Source organism: Haloplanus natans DSM 17983 (assembly GCF_000427685.1).
GTDB classification, from domain to species: domain Archaea; phylum Halobacteriota; class Halobacteria; order Halobacteriales; family Haloferacaceae; genus Haloplanus; species Haloplanus natans.
Genome location: NZ_KE386573.1, coordinates 1,204,912 through 1,221,503 on the forward strand (window position 1 = coordinate 1,204,912; position 16,592 = coordinate 1,221,503).

The 16,592-nt window shown below is 65.2% G+C and carries 18 protein-coding genes; 10 read left to right on the forward strand and 8 right to left on the reverse strand.

Translation table 11 applies throughout. The features are described from left to right. Nucleotides 1-4 precede the first annotated feature (4 nt). Together HALNA_RS08360 and HALNA_RS08365 are read left to right on the forward strand one after the other, a co-directional pair. Nucleotides 5-877: a PHP domain-containing protein gene (locus HALNA_RS08360; protein ID WP_049935929.1), complete on the forward strand. Its 873-nt coding sequence runs from the start codon at nt 5-7 to the stop codon at nt 875-877. A gap of 48 nt (nt 878-925) precedes the next feature. After that, nucleotides 926-2,044, forward strand: coding sequence for a glycosyltransferase family 4 protein (locus HALNA_RS08365; protein WP_049935930.1), 1,119 nt, complete (start codon nt 926-928; stop codon nt 2,042-2,044). Nucleotides 2,045-2,064: 20 nt separating this feature from the next. On the opposite strand, the gene HALNA_RS08370 is transcribed toward HALNA_RS08365, so the two are convergent. After that, entirely contained in the window at nt 2,065-3,279 is a 1,215-nt protein-coding gene (locus HALNA_RS08370; RefSeq protein WP_049935931.1) for a glycosyltransferase, read from the reverse strand. A gap of 88 nt (nt 3,280-3,367) precedes the next feature. On the opposite strand from HALNA_RS08370, the gene HALNA_RS08375 reads away from it, so the two are divergent. Genes HALNA_RS08375 through HALNA_RS08390 form a run of 4 tightly spaced genes read left to right on the forward strand, consistent with a single transcriptional unit; the run spans nt 3,368 to nt 5,733 of the window. Beyond that, nucleotides 3,368-4,306 (forward strand): NAD-dependent epimerase/dehydratase family protein, encoded by a 939-nt coding sequence (locus HALNA_RS08375; RefSeq protein WP_049935932.1) that lies wholly within the window; start codon nt 3,368-3,370, stop codon nt 4,304-4,306. 44 nt (nt 4,307-4,350) lie between these two features. Further along, entirely contained in the window at nt 4,351-5,073 is a 723-nt protein-coding gene (gene aglF / locus HALNA_RS08380; RefSeq protein WP_049935933.1) for a UTP--glucose-1-phosphate uridylyltransferase AglF, read from the forward strand. A 49-nt stretch (nt 5,074-5,122) separates the two neighbouring features. Then, the gene (locus HALNA_RS08385; protein ID WP_049935934.1) at nt 5,123-5,347 is read left to right on the forward strand and encodes an antitoxin VapB family protein; all 225 of its coding nucleotides are present in this window, start codon (nt 5,123-5,125) and stop codon (nt 5,345-5,347) included. After that, nucleotides 5,347-5,733 (forward strand): PIN domain-containing protein, encoded by a 387-nt coding sequence (locus HALNA_RS08390; protein ID WP_049935935.1) that lies wholly within the window; start codon nt 5,347-5,349, stop codon nt 5,731-5,733. Before HALNA_RS08385 ends, HALNA_RS08390 begins: the two co-directional genes overlap by 1 nt. 1 nt (nt 5,734) lies before the next feature. On the opposite strand, the gene aglG is transcribed toward HALNA_RS08390, so the two are convergent. Together aglG and HALNA_RS08400 are read right to left on the reverse strand one after the other, a co-directional pair. After that, complete coding sequence (aglG, locus tag HALNA_RS08395; protein ID WP_049935936.1) at nt 5,735-6,682, reverse strand: glucosyl-dolichyl phosphate glucuronosyltransferase; 948 nt, start codon at nt 6,680-6,682, stop codon at nt 5,735-5,737. A 160-nt stretch (nt 6,683-6,842) separates the two neighbouring features. Further along, nucleotides 6,843-8,093, reverse strand: a complete 1,251-nt coding sequence (locus tag HALNA_RS08400) for an RNA-guided endonuclease InsQ/TnpB family protein (protein ID WP_049935937.1) — start codon at nt 8,091-8,093, stop codon at nt 6,843-6,845. Between the two features lie 155 nt (nt 8,094-8,248). Here HALNA_RS08400 and HALNA_RS08405 point away from each other — a divergent pair, with 155 nt between their 5' ends. Both HALNA_RS08405 and HALNA_RS08410 read left to right on the forward strand, forming a co-directional pair. Continuing rightward, nucleotides 8,249-11,440 (forward strand): oligosaccharyl transferase, archaeosortase A system-associated, encoded by a 3,192-nt coding sequence (locus HALNA_RS08405; RefSeq protein ID WP_049935938.1) that lies wholly within the window; start codon nt 8,249-8,251, stop codon nt 11,438-11,440. 5 nt (nt 11,441-11,445) lie between these two features. Then, the gene (locus HALNA_RS08410; RefSeq protein ID WP_049935939.1) at nt 11,446-12,384 is read left to right on the forward strand and encodes a DUF368 domain-containing protein; all 939 of its coding nucleotides are present in this window, start codon (nt 11,446-11,448) and stop codon (nt 12,382-12,384) included. Nucleotides 12,385-12,440: 56 nt separating this feature from the next. Here the strand turns inward: HALNA_RS08410 and HALNA_RS19910 are convergent, their stop codons facing one another. Then, complete coding sequence (locus HALNA_RS19910) at nt 12,441-12,590, reverse strand: rubrerythrin-like domain-containing protein (protein WP_245576016.1); 150 nt, start codon at nt 12,588-12,590, stop codon at nt 12,441-12,443. Nucleotides 12,591-12,767: 177 nt separating this feature from the next. Further along, complete coding sequence (locus tag HALNA_RS08415; RefSeq protein ID WP_049935940.1) at nt 12,768-13,331, reverse strand: class I SAM-dependent methyltransferase; 564 nt, start codon at nt 13,329-13,331, stop codon at nt 12,768-12,770. A 77-nt stretch (nt 13,332-13,408) separates the two neighbouring features. On the opposite strand from HALNA_RS08415, the gene HALNA_RS08420 reads away from it, so the two are divergent. Further along, nucleotides 13,409-13,621: an HEWD family protein gene (locus HALNA_RS08420; RefSeq protein WP_049935941.1), complete on the forward strand. Its 213-nt coding sequence runs from the start codon at nt 13,409-13,411 to the stop codon at nt 13,619-13,621. Between the two features lie 5 nt (nt 13,622-13,626). Continuing rightward, nucleotides 13,627-13,965 (forward strand): divalent-cation tolerance protein CutA, encoded by a 339-nt coding sequence (gene cutA / locus HALNA_RS08425; RefSeq protein ID WP_049935942.1) that lies wholly within the window; start codon nt 13,627-13,629, stop codon nt 13,963-13,965. On the opposite strand, the gene HALNA_RS08430 is transcribed toward cutA, so the two are convergent. The 3 genes from HALNA_RS08430 to HALNA_RS08440 all read right to left on the reverse strand — a co-directional run bounded on the left by HALNA_RS08430 (nt 13,962) and on the right by HALNA_RS08440 (nt 16,529). Beyond that, complete coding sequence (locus tag HALNA_RS08430) at nt 13,962-14,468, reverse strand: HPP family protein (RefSeq protein ID WP_049935943.1); 507 nt, start codon at nt 14,466-14,468, stop codon at nt 13,962-13,964. The two genes, cutA and HALNA_RS08430, sit on opposite strands and share 4 nt — an antisense overlap. Further along, nucleotides 14,465-15,130 carry a phosphoglycolate phosphatase gene (locus HALNA_RS08435; protein WP_049935945.1) on the reverse strand — a complete coding sequence of 222 codons (666 nt, stop codon included), beginning with the start codon at nt 15,128-15,130 and terminating at the stop codon, nt 14,465-14,467. Before HALNA_RS08435 ends, HALNA_RS08430 begins: the two co-directional genes overlap by 4 nt. 151 nt (nt 15,131-15,281) lie before the next feature. Continuing rightward, complete coding sequence (locus HALNA_RS08440) at nt 15,282-16,529, reverse strand: RNA-guided endonuclease InsQ/TnpB family protein (protein ID WP_049935947.1); 1,248 nt, start codon at nt 16,527-16,529, stop codon at nt 15,282-15,284. Nucleotides 16,530-16,592: the final 63 nt, after the last annotated feature.

Below are 16,592 nucleotides of genomic sequence, written 5' to 3' on the forward strand. Positions count from 1 at the left end.
GGCAATGGCAGAATCAATCTCGTCCGATCTCCATCTCCACACACTCGCTTCGGACGGCACCGACTCGGTCACTCGCCGGATCGAGCAGGCACGAACCCGTGGCCTCGAGACCATCGCGATCACGGATCACGACACGATCACCGACGAGCTGACCGATCGTATCGAACGGCGTGGCGACCTCGGGGTGGTGACGGGAGTCGAGGTTCGGGCGGACTGCTTCGACACCAAAGTCGAGATTCTCGGCTACTACGTCGATCCGACGGACGAAGCCCTCGGGGAGTTGCTGGCGACCGCCCGGGGATACCGCCGGGAACGCAACGCAACCCTCGTCGACCGACTTCGGGAGGCGACGGGGTTCGATGCGACCGTCGACGAACTCCGGGCGGAGAGCGACGGAATTCTCGGACGACCGCATCTCGCGCGGCGCATGGTCGACGAAGGCATCATCGCGTCGGTCGGCGCGGCGTTCGACGAGTACCTCGCAGAGGACGGCGCCTGCTACGTGCCGATGCGGCGGATCCCCGCGGAGCGTGTCTTGCGAACGATCCGGGAGGCGGGGGGCGTCGCATCGCTGGCCCACCCGGGTCGCATCGCCGCCCCGGGGGAGACGGTTGCGGAGATGGTCGAGGAGTTGGCCGCACACGGACTCGACGGGATCGAGGTACCGTACCCCTACGGCGAGGCCGACGACCGATACGCCGATATCGGCGTCGCGGACGCGGCTCGGCTGGCCGAGACGCACGGTCTCGTCGAAACCGGCGGATCGGACTGTCACGGCAGCGGGTCCGGGAAGTTTCGGATCGGCAGCGTCGGGCTCGATTCGGCGTCGTTGGCCACGGTCGAACGACTGGCGGACGACCGCTGGCCGCTTCCGTAGTTCGACTCCGGTCCTTTATCAACGAGCCGTCGCGTACGGCCGGTATCGATGGTCCACGTCTGTTTCGTCTCGCCGAAGATTCACAACTTCCTCGGGACCGGGGAGGAAACGGGCGCCGGCGGCGCCGAACGCCAGCAGTACCTCCTCGCCTGCGCGCTCCGTGACCGTGGCCACGACGTCTCCCTGCTCACCCGCAACTACGACGACGGTGCACGGTACGAACGCCGCGATGGCCTCGGCGTCTGGAAGTGGATTCCGGACGTTCGCGGCGTCACCGGGGCACCGTTGAAAACGTCGGCCGTCTGGTACGCTCTCGCCCGCATCGACGCCGACGTGTACTACGTCCGCGGCAACGACTTCCTCTGTATGGCTGTGGCGAACTACTGTCGGCTCACGGACGCGGCGTTCGTCTACGCCGTCTCCAGTGACGCGGACGTAGAGCCGTCGTATCTCGCCGACTACCACCCGCTTCGGCGGCAACTCTACGTCGAGTCGATCCGGTCGGCCGACGCCGTGGCGGCACAGACCCATCACCAGCAGCGGATACTCGCGGAGGCCCACGGTATCGACTCGACGATACTCGCGAACGGGTACGACCTCCCCGACGAGGCCGACGTACCCTCCCACGAGGACCGCGAATTCGTCCTGTGGGTGGGTCGGATCGCCCGCGAGCAGAAACGGCCCGAACTGTTCCTCGACTTGGCGCGAGCCCTCCCGGAGGTGCAGTTCGTCATGGTCGGCCCGCCCAACGACGACGAGGAGGCGTACTTCGAGGAGGTTCGTACGAAAGCGGCCGACATCGACAATCTTCGCTTCGAGGGATTCGTCGAGCCGTCGGCCATCGACGAGTACTACCGACGCGCCATCGCCCTCGTCAACACCTCGACGTACGAGGGGCTCCCGAACGTCTTTCTGGAGGCGTGGCGCTACGCGACGCCGGTCGTCTCGCTCGACTACGACCTCGACGGCGACCTGCGGACGGAGCCGATCGGCCGTCACTCGGGATCGATGGACGCGCTCGTTGCGGACGTGGCGTCACTGGTCGACGACGTCGAGTGCCGGGCCGACCTCGGGTGGAGCGGGCGGGACTATCTGGACCGCAACTACTCCATGCGCCGGCTGGTCGAGCGATACGAGGAACTGTTCGCGGGTGTTCACGAGGGCTGACTCCGATCGTCGGGGCGTCGTCACTCCCCGCCCGTGTACAACCGTTCGAGCCGCTCGGTCACCGTGTCGACGGAGTGGACCTCCTCGACGTACCGCCGTCCGTTCCGGCCCATCTCGCTCCAGAGTTCCGGGTGATCGAAGAGCGTCCGTAGTTTTCGGGCGAGCGCGTCCACGTCGCGTTCGGGGGCGAGGAGACCGCTCCGTCCGTCGGCGACGATTTCCGGGATTCCGGAGTGGTAGGTCGAAACGATGGGCAGTCCACGGGCCTGTGCTTCGAGGAGTACCGTGGGCGTTCCCTCCTCGTCACCGCTTCGAGCCGTGACGCTCGGTAGGAGGAAGACGTCGCCCTCCGCGAGGAGCTCACTCACCGCCGTTTGCTCGACCCACCCGAGGAGTTCGACCTGCTCGCCGAGACCACGCGCCCGAATCCGCTCTTCTAAGTCCGACCGAAGATCACCGTCGCCGGCAATCCGGTAGCGCACGTCGTACTCATCGGCGAGTTGGGCGACGGCGTCGATCGCGTACGCGAGCCCCTTCTTCTCGACGAGTCGAGCGACCGAGACGAGTTCGATCCGGTCGTCCGTCTCCCCCATCCGTTCGGAGAAGGTGAACGTCGAGGTGTCGACACAGAGCGGGATCTTGGTCGTCTTCGACGGCGGACAGCCCGCATCTTCGACCTTCTCGCGCATGTCCTCGCTGAGGACTGTCACCGCGTCGGCGGCGTCGAAGAGGGGCCCGTACCGCCGCGGATGTTTGCCGAGCGCTTCCTTGACGTCGTAGCCATAAAACGAGACGATGAAGGGAGCGTCGGTCCGCTCGGCGAGAAATCGGAATCCGTTCCCGATCGGGCCGAAATGTGCGTGGATGGCGTCGTAGCCGTCGAGACGGTCGAGGAGCGGCGACGCGACGGGGCGGAAGGCGTCGGTCAGCCGAACCGCATCCCGTCGGTGGGAGAGGACCCGACCGAGCTGTGCCGGATCACGGACGACGTCGACCAGGGCCCGGTAGGCAATTGGCGGGGCGACCCGGAGCCAATCGGCGCCCTCGACGGAGAGATACGTGGTTCGGTCGAGGAGGTCGTAGTCGGCGATTCGTGCGTGTGTTAGATCCTCGTCGGTTCGCTGTATCGCGTATATATCCACGCTGTGACCGTCGTCGACGAGACCGGTGATCTGGTTGAGCAGGAACGTCTCCGACAGTTTCGGGAAGGCGTTGACCAGAAACGCGACACGCATCGTTTCCGGGTCGGCGTGCGCCCTCAAATGCGTTGCTGTCCGCTTTCGATTGGGAAGCATTTTGGTGTGGCCTCCGCAGAACTATGCTATGACAGCCAAGTCAGTCCTCGTCACCGGTGCCAGCGGGATGATCGGAACGGCGCTGATCGAGCGGCTACACGGCGACGGCTACGACGTCACCGGCGTCGACATCGAACCGAACCGGTGGAGCGATGTCGTCTCGGATCTCACGGTTCGTGCCGACCTCCTCGACGACGCCGTTGGCGACGCTCTCCCGACGGATATCGACATTCTCGTCCACCTCGCGGCTAACGCGCGCGTCCATCGACTCGTGAAGAATCCCCGGCGGGCACGCGACAACTTCGAGATGACATTCAACGTCCTCGAGTACGCCCGGCAGTCCGGCGTCTCACGAGTGATCTTCGGTAGCAGTCGCGAGGTGTACGGAAACAAAGGGAAGATCGTCTACAGCGAGGAGGACACGTACGTCGACGAGTGTGAGAGCCCCTACACTGCAAGCAAGGTCGGCGGGGAGGCGATGCTGAAGGCGTACGAACAGTGTTACGATCTGGAGGCGTCTATCCTGCGGTTCTCGAACGTCTACGGCCGGTTCGACGTTTCGGACCGCGTGCTCCCGCTGTTCATCGCGCAGGCACACGACGGGCAGGATCTGACCGTCTACGGCGACGACAAGGTGCTCGATTTCACGTATCTCGACGACTGCGTCGAGGGAATCGTCCGCGTCATCGAGAAGTTCCACAAGGCGAAGGGGACGACGTTCAACATCGCCTCCGGCGAGGGAACCTCACTGATCGAACTCGCCGAGGAGATCGCCCGCCGAGTCGACACCGATGTCGACATCCACGTCGAACCGAACCGAACGGGCGAGGTCGGTCGCTACGTGGCCGATATCTCGAAGGCCAATAAGGTACTGAACTACGACCCCGTGTACTCCTTCGACGAGGGACTCGACGCGGCCGTCGACTGGTACACCGGGAATCCGCGTTTCTTCGACGAGATTCGCTGAACGCTTCCTCAAAGTATTTATCTCGCACCGGAGTAGCTTGCTCCATGCAGGCAGTCGTACTCGCCGCCGGCGAGGGGACCCGCCTCCGCCCGCTCACCGAGGACAAACCGAAAGGGATGGTCGAAGTCGCCGGGAAACCCATTCTCACGCACTGCTTCGAACAGCTCGTCGACCTCGGCGCCGAGGAACTCGTCGTCGTCGTCGGCTACCGCAAACAGGACATCATCAGCCACTACGGCGACGAGTACGAGGGCGTTCCGATCACCTACACCCACCAGCGCGAGCAGAAGGGGTTGGCCCACGCCCTCCTCACCGTCGAGGAACACGTCGACGACGACTTCATGCTGATGCTCGGGGACAACGTCTTCCGCGCGAACCTCGGCGACGTGGTGAACCGCCAGCGCGAGGACCGCGCCGACGCGGCCTTCCTCGTCGAGGAGGTGCCGTGGGAGGAGGCCTCCCGCTACGGCGTCTGCGTCACCAACGACTACGGCGAGATCACGGAGGTGGTCGAGAAGCCGGACGACCCACCTTCGAACCTCGTGATGACCGGCTTCTACACGTTCACGCCCGCTATCTTCCACGCCTGCGAACTCGTCCAACCCTCCAACCGCGGCGAGTACGAGATCAGCGAGGCCATCGACCTGCTCATCCGGTCGGGGCGGACCATCGACGCCATCGGCATCGAGGGCTGGCGGATCGACATTGGCTACCCCGAGGACCGCGAGGAGGCCGAGCGGCGGATCGAAGACGAACGTGACGGGTAGTCGCCCCGCCCACGAAGTGTTTTTACACACACAACACACACAGTATAGTATGGGCAGCAAGAACATCTCGATCCCGGAGGACGTCTACGAGAAGCTCCGCGAGGAGCGACGGGGCGACGAGAGCTTCGGGGAGACCATCGACCGCCTGCTCGGTCGCCGCCCGCTGTCCGAGTTCTGGGGGGATTGGAGCGGGGACACGACGGCGCGTGCGCGAAACGCCATCGAGGCGGGACGCGAGCGGAACGCCGACCGACTCGACCGGCTGTACGACTGATGGCCTGTCTCGACACCTCCTTTCTGATCGACGTACTGGACGGCAACGAGGCGGCCCGCGAGACGATGGCCGACCTCGACGAGCGTGACGAGCGCCACGCGGTTGCGCCGGTCACCGCGGCGGAACTGTGGATCGGCGCGAACCTCGGATCGGCTCGGGAGTTTCGACGAACCGAGGAACTCGTGGAGTCGTTGCTCTGGCTCGAATTCGACCGCAACTGTGCCCGGCGCACCGGGCGGTTACAGGCGGAACTGATGGAGGCGGGCGCTCCACTCGGGTTCAACGACTGTGTGATCGCCGCGACGGCCCTCGAGTACGGACGGGAACTCGTCACCGGCGACGCCGACTTCGAGGCTGTCCCCGACCTTCGGGTGTCGACGTACTGACCTACCCCTCGACCGTCTCCACCTTCTCCAGCAACCCAGGCGTCGCCAGCGCGTACAGATACCCCAGCCCAACCGCCCCGGTGAACACGAGGATGGTCAGTACCTGCAACACCGCCGCTACGGACGGCTTCGTCACACAGCCTTTCACCCGCCGTGGCACCCGATCCAGAAGCAGGTAGCGGAGGTAGTCGGTCTCCTCGCCGTCCTCGTCGGGATACAGCAACTCCATTACCCGCTTCGAGTAGCCCTGCCAAAAGGATCGAAAGACGAGCCAGGTGAACTCCCCCCGATAATCGAACAGCTTGTGATCCACCACCGCGTCGTCGGTGTAGATCACGCCCTTCCCCGTCAGCTCCCGAATCCGAATGCAGACGGGGGCCTCGTGGGCCTGGATGTGTTTGTCGCCGCGGCGGCCGGTGTGGGTGTCGTAGCCGCCGGCCTCCAGAAACACGTCGCGCCGGAAGGAGATGTTCGACCCGTAGCCGTTGCGGATTTCCTCGCCGTCGTCCGCGAAGCCGGGTTCGACGCAGCCGACGAGCCAGTAGAACTCCTCGGGGAAGAACTTCGGTCGCTCCGTCTGCCAGTCGGGGCGCACGTCGCCGGCGACGGCGACGGCGTCGGTTTCCTCGTACACTGCGACGAGGTTCTCGATCCAATCGTCGTGCGCGACGGCGTCGTCGTCGATCATCGCCACCACCTCGCCGCTGGCGAGTTCGGCGCCTTTCGTCCGCGAGTAGGAGATGCCGCGGTTCTCCTCGTTGTCGTGGCAGACGACGGGTTCGAGTCCACCGAAGTCTTCCTGGACCCGTTCGTAGACCTCGTCGTTGCCGTCGACGACGAGGACGACCTCTAGGGGGTCGTACGTCTGTGCGAGCGCGCTCTCGACGGCTTCGGTGAACGCGTCGTACCGATCCATCGCGTACGTACAGACGACGACCGACACCTGCATCGGTCCGACGTTCCGCCGAGGCGCGAATAAGCGTTTTCGTTGGCGTTCGGGACGCGTGCCGTCGTCCTCGGAACGCTGGAAAACCGTTCCGGCCACCGGTGACATCCTCCTCCCGGTAAACGGCGAGGCTTCCCGTCCCGCATTTGGGATATTTGCCGGTCTACGACACAACCTGTTCTCTCGTATGAAACATCCCGCTCTCGCGGTCGAACAAGTATGTCGATGGCTGTGCCACGCAGCCGTTACTCCTATTCTCACCGTGAGGACTCGGAGTTATCTTCTGACGCATATTCTCCGCGCCGTTACAATCCGCGTTCCCGACTAACCCACACGACGAACAGACGTACAAGCCCCGCTCGACACGGTTCGACTTCGTGTCGTCACCACACTTCGAGCAGGTTTTCGACGTATCCCACTCGTTTTCCTTCAGTACCTTGACGCCACGTTCTTCGCCTTTGTATTCGAGGTACTGGTAGAGACGGTTGAACGCCCACGAGTGCAGCTTCTTGTTACCAGTCTTACCCCAATCTGACTCACGCACGTCTTCAGGCCAGCTCACGGCGAGCGTGCCAACCCCGCGTTCGACACATTCTGTGATGATGGCGTCTGTCAGAGCGTGGTAGAAGTGAGTTTCACGATCTGCGAGTTTTTGACGTGCCCACATCGACTGCTCTGACGGCCCATTCTTTCCTTCGGTGTCGTACTCAGTACGTGTGAAGTAGTGTTTGTCTTCTTTGAGCGAGTTACCGGGGTACAGCACGTATTCGTCGGGGAACGCGACCGTGGCGATATTTGTGATGCCGAGGTCGATTCCTGCGACGCCGTCACCAGCCGAATCTGCTGTTTCGAGTTCGACTTTACAGACGAAGTGGAGTTCCCATTTCCCACCAGTCCAGACTGCCCGAACGTTCTGTACACTGTTGACTTCTGAGAGTGTAACATCCGGGCGAGTCTGGTACTCACACAAGAGAAAGTCTGAACGACCGTTTTTCAGGTTCTTGCCCTTCGAAAGTCGGACACGATTGTTTTCGGGGTCGTGCTTGAACCCATCTTCTTTGAACGTGACCGTGGAACGTGGTCGGGTGTCACCGTGTTTGCGGTAGCCGGGCGGATTCGCCTCATCAGACTTGTGTCGCAGATCGAACCACGTCTGGAAAGCGCCAGAAAGTTCTTCAATGACTTTCTGACTTGACTGTGCGTTCAAGTCTTTCCAGCACGGCTGGTTCTTCATGTACGATTTCAGCGTTCCTGCATCTGGAATTTCGCCAGTTGCGTCCCAGATACGGTCAGCTGTCCATCGTGCGACGTTCCAGATCTTTGAGGCGGAGTCTCCGAGCGAATCAAGGCCACCGCAGACCTGCTGGTGGTTCTGGATGGAACCAACGTAGGTGCGCGTGACCTTAATCGCCATACATAGCCTATGTAGACAAACTTACTTAATGGTGTATATTGGCATGGAATATCCAGTCTGCCGCCGGTGATGGATTGTGTCAACGTTGTCGGATTCACTCCTCGTAGAAAGATAGATAACAAGGTTTATGACCATAATCCCAGTCCGTTCGGCCAATGAGCGACGATCAGAGTCAGGGGTCCTCGTCGGTCGTAGACCTCTTTTTCGACTGGTATCATATACCCGTGCTCGTGCTCGTCGTTGCGGCGATGCTCGCCATCCGTCTCCAGGAGTACGGCACATTCATCCGGGACGGAACGGTGTACTTCTCCGGCAACGACGCCTGGTATCACCTCCGCCAGGTCGAGTACACGGTGCGTCACTGGCCCTTCACGATGCCGTACGATCCGTGGACGTACTTTCCGTACGGGACGAACGCCGCCCAGTTCGGCACGCTGTACGACCAGTTCGTCGCGACGGCGGCGCTGGTCGTCGGTCTCGGGAGTCCGTCGAGCGATCTGATCGCCAAGACGCTGCTCGTCGCCCCCGCGGTGTTCGGCGCGCTGGTCGCGGTGCCCGTCTACTACGTCGGCAAGCGTCTCGCCGGCCGCATCGCCGGCCTCTTCGGCGCCGTCGTCCTCATGCTCCTGCCGGGCCAGTTCCTCCAGCGCGGTCTCGTCGGCTTCGCCGACCACAACATCGCCGAGCCGCTCTTCCAGACTATCGCCGTCCTCGGTCTGATGGTCGCCCTCGCGGTGGCCACGCGCGAGAAGCCCGTCTGGGAACTCGTCCTCGACCGGGACGTGGAGGCACTCCGGACGCCGCTCGTCTGGAGCGCGCTCGCCGGCGTCGCCGTTGCCCTCTACATGTGGGTGTGGCCCCCCGGCGTCCTGCTGGTCGGCGTCTTCGGCACCTACCTCGTCTACCAGCTCGTCAGCGACTACGTCACCGGCGGCACGCCGGAACCGGTCGCGTTCGTCGGCGTCGTGTCGATGGTCGTGGCCGCGCTGTTGATGCTCCTCCAGTTCGAGCAGGCGACGTTCAGCCCGACCGACTTCGGCCTCCTCCAGCCCGCCGTCGCCCTCGGCGTCGCCGTCGGTGCGGCGTTCATGGCCGGGCTCGCACGGTTGTTCGACGACCGGGGGCTCGACCGCTCGCTCTACCCGGTCGCCATCGTCGGCCTCGTCGCCGTCGGTGCCGGCGTCGTCGCCGTTGCGCTCCCCGACCTGTTCCGGACCATCCAGACGAACTCCCTCCGCTTCATCGGGTTCAGTGCCGGCGCGGCGACGCGTACCATCTCGGAGGCCCAGCCGTACCTCTCGCCGACCGCCCTCAGGCAGAACGCGACGGACGCGACCGGGCGGATCCTGCTTGATTACGGGTTCACCCTGTTTACCGGCGTCGTGGCCGTTATCTGGCTGATCGCGAAGCCGCTGGTCGAGGACGGCGAGACCGAACGCGTCGGCTACGCCGTCGGGTCGCTCGCGCTCCTCGGACTGCTCTTCCTGATTCCCGGCCCCTTCCGAGCGATCGGTGACGCGTTCGGCATCGTCTCCGAACTCGTCGGCGTCGCGCTGGTGGCGCTGATCCTGCTGGGAGCGGTCCTCCAGACCAACTACGACGCGGAGAAACTGCTGTTCGTGATCTGGGCGGCGTTCATGACATCGGCCGCGTTCACGCAGGTCCGGTTCAACTACTACCTCGCCCCGGTCGTCGCTATCGCGAACGCCTACCTGATCGGGCAGGTCCTCGCGTATCTGGACCTCGACGGGGCCTCGATCGAATCCTCGATGGCGTCCCTGCGCGACCTGCAGGGCTATCAGGTGATCGCGGTGGTCGCGGCCGCTATGCTGATCGTCACGCCGGTGTTGCTCGTGCCGATGAACGTCCGCAACACCGGGAACCCACAGTTCGATCGGAGTAACACGGCCTGGGAGGCGGCCGGGAACACCGGCCCCGGTGCCGTCACGGAGTGGGACGGCTCGCTCCAGTGGGTGGAGGCCAACACCCCGACGCCGGGAACGTTCGGCGGCGCGAACAACGGGATGGCGTATTACGGCAGCTACGAGTTGACGAACGACTACGACTATCCCGCCGGCGCCTACGGCGTCCAGTCGTGGTGGGACTACGGCCACTGGATCACGGTCCGCGGGCACCGCATCCCGAACGCCAACCCGTTCCAGCAGGGGGCGACCGGCGCCGCGAACTACCTGCTGGCGCCGAACGAGTCGGCCGCCCAGAGCGCTCTGGGTGAGCGGGATACGGAGGCCGCGGGCACCCGTTACGTGATGGTCGACTGGCAGATGGTCAATCCCAACTCGAAGTTCGGCGCTCCGGTCGTCTTCTACGACGCCTCGAACGTCTCCGCCTCGGACTTCTACGGGCCGGTGTACACCAGCAGCCTCCGCGGGAGCTTCCAGCTCCGCGAGCAGCGGTACTACGACAGCCTGATGGTGCGCCTGTACGCCTACCACGGGAGCGCGATGGAGCCCCAGCCTATCGTCGTCGACTGGGAGCGCAGACAGGCCCAGACCCAAAGTGGGCGGACCATCACCGTCCGCACGGGTCCGCAGGGTAACCGGCCGCTAGTCCGGCAGTTAGACAATCTCTCCGCCGCCCGGGCGTACGTCGCCAACGACAGCACCGCCCAGATCGGCGGCGTCGGTCACTACCCAACCGAGCGGGTGCCCGCGCTCGAACATTACCGGCTGGTGAAGGTGAGCGAGTCGTCGGCCAACCAGTCGCGGTCGTATCGGGCGGCCACACGCCGTACCTTCGCCGTCACCGGAGTGCCGCCGTCGTCACAGACGGTCAATCGCCCCGCGTTCGTGAAGACGTTCGAGAAGGTACCCGGGGCGACCGTCACGAGCACCGGCTTGCCGCCGAACACGTCCGTCCGTGCGACGGTGCCGATGCGGGTGCCCACCTCCGGCGAGACGTTCACGTACACCCAAGAGACCCGGACCTCCCAGAACGGAACGCTGACCATGACGCTCCCCTACGCTACGACGGGCTACGACGAGTACGGCCCGTCGAACGGCTACACGAACGTGAGCGTCCGGGCGACCGGTCCCTACGTCATCGAGTCGGCACTCGCCGCTCAGAACGGGTCGATCGTCCAGTACCGCTCGGAGGTGCAGATCCGCGAGGGTCGCGTCAACGGCGACGTGACGGGCGAGCGGCAGGTGACGCTGAATCGGACCAACCCGTTCCAGAACCTGACGCTCGGCGGCGGTAACAGCTCCGAATCGCTCACTCCGGTCGATCCGGCCGACGGCGCGACCGACGACGGCACGAGCGACGGATCGAGTGACGCGACGGCGACGGCCTCGGCCCTCCACGCCGACGTCGCTGTCGCCCGCAGCTAACCCCGATGCGGCCCCTCCGATCCCTGCTGATCGTCTACTGCAAGGGCGTCTGCATGGGGGCGGCCGACGCCGTCCCCGGCGTCTCGGGGGGCACCATCGCGCTCATCACGGGCATCTACGAACGCCTGATCGCCGCTATCACAGCCGTCACGCCGACCCGAATCGTCGAGGTGCTGGCCGCTCCGCTCCCCGGTCGGCGCGACGACGCCCGCACGGCCTTTCTCGCCGTCGACGGCCCCTTCCTCCTCGCCCTCGGCGCCGGCGTCCTCTCCGCCGTCCTGGTCGCGACGCGCCTCCTCCACGTCGCGCTCGAATCGGAGCCCATCGTCACTTTCGGCTTCTTTTTCGGCCTGATCGCCGCGTCGGCCGTCGTCCTCCGGACGCAGGCGTCGCTCGACACGCCGGGACGGGTCGGCGCCGCCGTCGCCGGCTTCCTGCTTGCCTTCCTCTCGGCCGGCCGGGCCGCCGCCGCCCTCCCCGCCTCGCCAGTCGTCACCGTCGCCGTCGGCGCCGTCGCCATCAGTGCGATGGTGCTTCCCGGCATCTCCGGGTCGCTCATCCTCGTCATTCTCGGGCAGTACGAATTCCTCGTCTCCCGGCTGACGGCCTTCGTCGACGGCCTCCTCGGCCTCCTGGTCGGCGGGTCGGTCGAGGCGGTGCTCGACCCCGCGACGACGGTGGTTGCCTTCCTCGTCGGCGCCGTCGTCGGTCTCTTTACCGTCGCCCACGCCGTCCGCTGGGCGCTCGTCCACTACCGCTACGCGACGCTCGCCTTTCTGGTGAGTCTGGTCGTCGGCGGTCTACGCGCCCCCGTGGTGAAAGCGGGCGAGAACTTGTCGGCCGGGTGGACGGCCGACGCCCTCCTCGCGTTCGGCCTCGCGGCCGTCGTCGGTGCCGTCCTCGTCGGCGTCCTCGAGTATTACACCGACAGCATCGAAATCTGAGCTGGGGCCGCGCTGCCCGCGTGCCGCCCCCGCCGGCACCGACGGACCGCTCCCGGTCACTCCCTCGATACGGCGATGTTTCGCACGTCGCCCCCACACGCCGAACACGCCGTCAGCCGGGTTTCGCTCGCCTCGCGATGTGTACAGGCGCGGCACTCGTAGTACCCTTGGCCCGGACTGTACGGGTCTATGAGATTGTGTCGCATACTCACGATGATCGTACACCGTTCACCTAAATTACTGTTTCGCTCGGCGGAGAATCGGCCCGTACGGTGTTCATGTGGACTACGACGCTCGGTCCCGTCCGGCTTGCTGTAGGTCAGCACCGGCGGTTCGCCGGAACGGATCGGCGGCCCACCGGCACACAGTCACGGCAATCCGTATCAGTCGGCCAACCGGGCGACGGTGACGAACGTCTCCGGTCGGCGCTCGGCGCGTTCGACGAGCAATCCCGCGTCGGTCTGGAGAGCCACGGCGTCGTCGAGAGCGTACGTCTCGTCGCGAGGCGGCCCGGCGTCGCCGGCGCCGTCGTGGTCCCAGTCGACGGTGATCAGGCGCCCGCCCGGCCGGAGGACCCGTGCCACCTCCGCCAGCGCCCTCGCGTCCGCGAACTCGTGGAAGGTCATCGTCGAGAACGCGGCGTCGAGGTCGTTCGCCCCGAACGGCAGGTCGGCCGCGTCGGCCTCGACGAGTTCGACGGTCTCCGGCAGGCCCTTCTCGCGGTACTGTTCGTGCATGGTGGCCTGCACGTCGACGGCGTACACCGTCCCGACGTGCGGGGCGAGGTCGTCGGTGTAGAAGCCGGTGCCGCTTCCGAGGTCTGCGAGGCGCATCTCGGCGTGGGGCGCCACGAGGCCGTGGAGTTCCTCCCGCGAACAGTAGCGATACCGCTCGGCGGCGTCTTCCAGTCGCTTCGCCCGGTCGCTGTCGAAGGTGTGAAATCCCATGTGGTCCCCTGCCGCCGCGTGGCCATAAGTGCCGCGCGACGGGTAGGGTTAAATCCCCGGCCGGTGCTACTCGATCCATGGGCGTCACGATCAGAAAGCCGACCGCCCGGCAGTGCGAGGACTGCGGGCGGCGGGAGGTCTGGAACGACGCGACGAGCACCTGGCAGATCGCGCGCGACGACGACGGCGAACGCGTCGTCGGCGAGGTGTACTGTATCCACGAGTGGGACATCAATGGGACGTTCGTCCCCATTGAACGGGACGGCAACGGCGGCGTGGCCGACGCGTAAGGCGGATGCCCGATTCCGTCCTCGACGCCGCCCCGGCCCCGGTGACCGCCTACGTCACCGCTCCGCCGGCGGCGGCGTCCGACCTCGCGCGCCGCCTCGTCGACGCGCGACTCGCCGCCTGCGTCAACGTGGTCGACTGTACCTCCACGTATCGCTGGGACGATGCGATTCACGAGGACGCGGAGTCGATTCTGCTGGCGAAGACGACCGCCGACCGCTACGACGAGTTGGTCGATCGGATCGTCGACTGGCATCCCCACGACGTCCCCTGCGTCGAACGGATCGACGCCCGGGACGCGTACGGGCCGTTCGCGGCGTGGTGTGCCGACGCCGTCTCGGATTAATCCGAGTTTCGGGTCCGTGCCGACCCCCGGACGCGCTCGCTCCCCGCCACGACGGTGCCGTGGACGGCGACGAGGACGACGACGCTCCCGACGATGATGCCGACCTGGATCGGCGTCGAGAGGAGTCCGAGCGAGACGATGAGCGTCGTCGCACACGCCGGTGCATGGGTCGCGTCGGCGGCGATCATTCCCCAACTCGTCAGCACGACCGAACAGATGCCGCTGGCGACGAGGTGGAGGCCGGCGGCCGACCCCGGCGGCGGCGTCGCCGTCAGCGTCACGCCCGCGCCGAGGGCGGCGTACGCGAGGAGGCCGGCGACGCCGCCGATGGCGTGGCTGGCGACGACGCGGGAGAGTCGCTCTCGACTCCCCCTCCGTTCGAACGCGAGGAGAAACGCCGATGGTCCGAGACTCGGAAAGACGAACGGCTGGCCGCTGAGCCACCCGATGGCGCCGAGGACCGCAAGCAGGACCCCGCATAGAGGCTCGTGGTGACGGCTCACCGGAGCGACGCGAGCGCTTCGAGCGTGCCGTCCATGTGCGCCTCCTCGGTGACGTGGTCGGCGGCGGCGCGCGCTCGGTCGTCCGCGTTCGCGACGGCGAAGGACTCGCCGGCCACCGCGAACGTCGACACGTCGTTCTCGCTGTCGCCGACGGCGACGAAGTCGGCGGGGTCGACCCCGAGCGCCGCCGCCACCGACCGCAACCCGTCGCCTTTCTCCACGCCCGGCGTCACGAGGTGGTAGGCGTAGCCCGTATCCACCACGTCGAGGTCGAACTCCTCGGCGACGGCACGGAGGAGGGCCTCGTCCGCGTCGAGACTGATCGCAACCTCCGTCTCCCGCCAGCGGTTGACGGTGTCGGCCGCCCCCCAGCCCAGATCGCCACCCCGGTCGAGAAACGCCTCGGCCGCCGCCCACGGGCGCTCGGAGTCGACCGTCACCCGAACCTCGTCGTCGGCGTAGACGACGCCGCCGTGTTCGGCGATGACGCGTTCGGGGAGATGGAGGAAGTGACAGAGCGCGACCGGATACGGAAACGCCTTGCCCGTCGCGAGGACGACCGGGGCGTCCCACGCCGGCAACGCCTCGAAGACCCGGGGGTCGATCCCGCCCGACGACTGCGTCAGCGTTCCGTCGATGTCGAGCACCAGCGGCGGCACCATACCCGACCCAGCGGCGCGAGGGTCATAAACGGCGCGTCACGGGGCGAGCGCCGGTCCCGACGACCGTGCAGTAAACTACCCTACCCTACTTCGCTCACCACATACCGGGTTCGCTCGTTGGGGGTAGGGTTTTGATGTGGACTCCCGGTAATCAGTCGCCAGCAAGAGGCTGGTGACTCTCACCGCTCAATATCCCACCATTCACACGCACGTCTACTTGTGCGTCTCCGCTCCCCGACTTGGGCGAGGAACGGAGTTTGTGTTGCCGCTTCCGAGCGTACCGCACGCCAATATTCTTTGCAGCGTTATAATCCGCGTTCACTTCATACCCACACTTCTGGCACTCGAACTGTTCGCCGTGCCGGTTGCCCTCGTGCGTAAAGCCACAGTCCGTCCGGGAACACCGTTGGGATGTCTGGCTCGGCTCGACCTGCTCCACGGAGACCCCCCGTTCAGGGGCCTTGTAGGAGACGTATTCAAACAGGCGTCGGAACGCCCAGACGTGGTGCCACTTCGCGTCCGGAAGCCGCTCACGGATGTCCGTTAGGTCCTCGAACGCGATCACATCGCAGTCGTGTTCGACGGCTTCCGAGACGAGTTCGTTGGCGATCGTATGGCTGTACTGTTTGCGCCAGGCTTCCTCTCGCTTCCCGAGGCGAAGCAGGGCCTTGTGTGCGGCCTGCGTGCCGCGTTGTTGCATCTCACCACGCCGCTTCTCGAACTCACGACACCAGTGGTCGTAGTCGTCCCCCTGCCAAAACGTGCCAGTTGAGGACACAGCGAGGCTGTTGACGCCGAGGTCGATACCGAGGACCGTTTGCTCGGAGTGCCCGGTATCTTCCGAAACCCCATCGTCACCGTCTGTCCGCCGCGTCGAAATGTTGAGGTAGAACTCGTCAGTGGCCGCGTCGTACCGAAGCGTACTCTCGCGGAACTCGTAGTTCTCGGAGAGTACGTACCGCTCGTAGGGCGTCGGACTGTCTGCCGGGAGAACGAACGACGGTTCGACTCGGTCCTCAACAGTTGCCAGCGACACCTTGTTCCGGTAGAACGTCGCGCTTCGCGTGTCGTAGTCCATCGTTTCAGCGGTGAACGTCGGTTGAGAGACACGCTGTCCCTTTTTCCACCGTTCGACACACGCTTTGATGGCTTCGACAGCGCGTTTGATGGCGGCTTGGACGAGTTGGGCCTGTAGGTCCGTCTCCTCTCGAAGTTCGGCGTAGAGCGCGTCACGAACCTCTCGCTTGTTGGTCTTACACTCGGCGTAGGAGGTGTCGGACCAACAGTAGTCGGCGGTTTGGTTCGCGCAGTACAGGTATTGCTCGGCGGTTCGGTGGAGTGCGTCGCGTTGCTCGTCGGAAACGGCGAGTTTCACGACGGCGGTTCGACGCACACCCATAGTTTCAGAGAGTACCCGACGGTACATATACGCTTGGGAGTCAGTCGATCGCTGTGTGGCGGT

Coding starts and splice junctions, on each gene's coding strand:
- HALNA_RS08405 (WP_049935938.1), top strand. CDS start 8,249: ATGAGCGACGATCAGAGTCAGGGGTCCTCGTCGGTCGTAGACCTCTTT.
- HALNA_RS19910 (WP_245576016.1), bottom strand. CDS start 12,590: ATGCGACACAATCTCATAGACCCGTACAGTCCGGGCCAAGGGTACTAC.
- HALNA_RS08385 (WP_049935934.1), top strand. CDS start 5,123: ATGGGCAGCAAGAACATCTCGATCCCGGAGGACGTCTACGAGAAGCTC.
- HALNA_RS08415 (WP_049935940.1), bottom strand. CDS start 13,331: ATGGGATTTCACACCTTCGACAGCGACCGGGCGAAGCGACTGGAAGAC.
- HALNA_RS08435 (WP_049935945.1), bottom strand. CDS start 15,130: ATGGTGCCGCCGCTGGTGCTCGACATCGACGGAACGCTGACGCAGTCG.
- HALNA_RS08370 (WP_049935931.1), bottom strand. CDS start 3,279: ATGCGTGTCGCGTTTCTGGTCAACGCCTTCCCGAAACTGTCGGAGACG.
- HALNA_RS08375 (WP_049935932.1), top strand. CDS start 3,368: ATGACAGCCAAGTCAGTCCTCGTCACCGGTGCCAGCGGGATGATCGGA.
- aglG (WP_049935936.1), bottom strand. CDS start 6,682: ATGCAGGTGTCGGTCGTCGTCTGTACGTACGCGATGGATCGGTACGAC.
- HALNA_RS08360 (WP_049935929.1), top strand. CDS start 5: ATGGCAGAATCAATCTCGTCCGATCTCCATCTCCACACACTCGCTTCG.
- HALNA_RS08440 (WP_049935947.1), bottom strand. CDS start 16,529: ATGGGTGTGCGTCGAACCGCCGTCGTGAAACTCGCCGTTTCCGACGAG.
- aglF (WP_049935933.1), top strand. CDS start 4,351: ATGCAGGCAGTCGTACTCGCCGCCGGCGAGGGGACCCGCCTCCGCCCG.
- cutA (WP_049935942.1), top strand. CDS start 13,627: ATGCCCGATTCCGTCCTCGACGCCGCCCCGGCCCCGGTGACCGCCTAC.
- HALNA_RS08420 (WP_049935941.1), top strand. CDS start 13,409: ATGGGCGTCACGATCAGAAAGCCGACCGCCCGGCAGTGCGAGGACTGC.
- HALNA_RS08390 (WP_049935935.1), top strand. CDS start 5,347: ATGGCCTGTCTCGACACCTCCTTTCTGATCGACGTACTGGACGGCAAC.
- HALNA_RS08400 (WP_049935937.1), bottom strand. CDS start 8,093: ATGGCGATTAAGGTCACGCGCACCTACGTTGGTTCCATCCAGAACCAC.
- HALNA_RS08365 (WP_049935930.1), top strand. CDS start 926: ATGGTCCACGTCTGTTTCGTCTCGCCGAAGATTCACAACTTCCTCGGG.
- HALNA_RS08410 (WP_049935939.1), top strand. CDS start 11,446: ATGCGGCCCCTCCGATCCCTGCTGATCGTCTACTGCAAGGGCGTCTGC.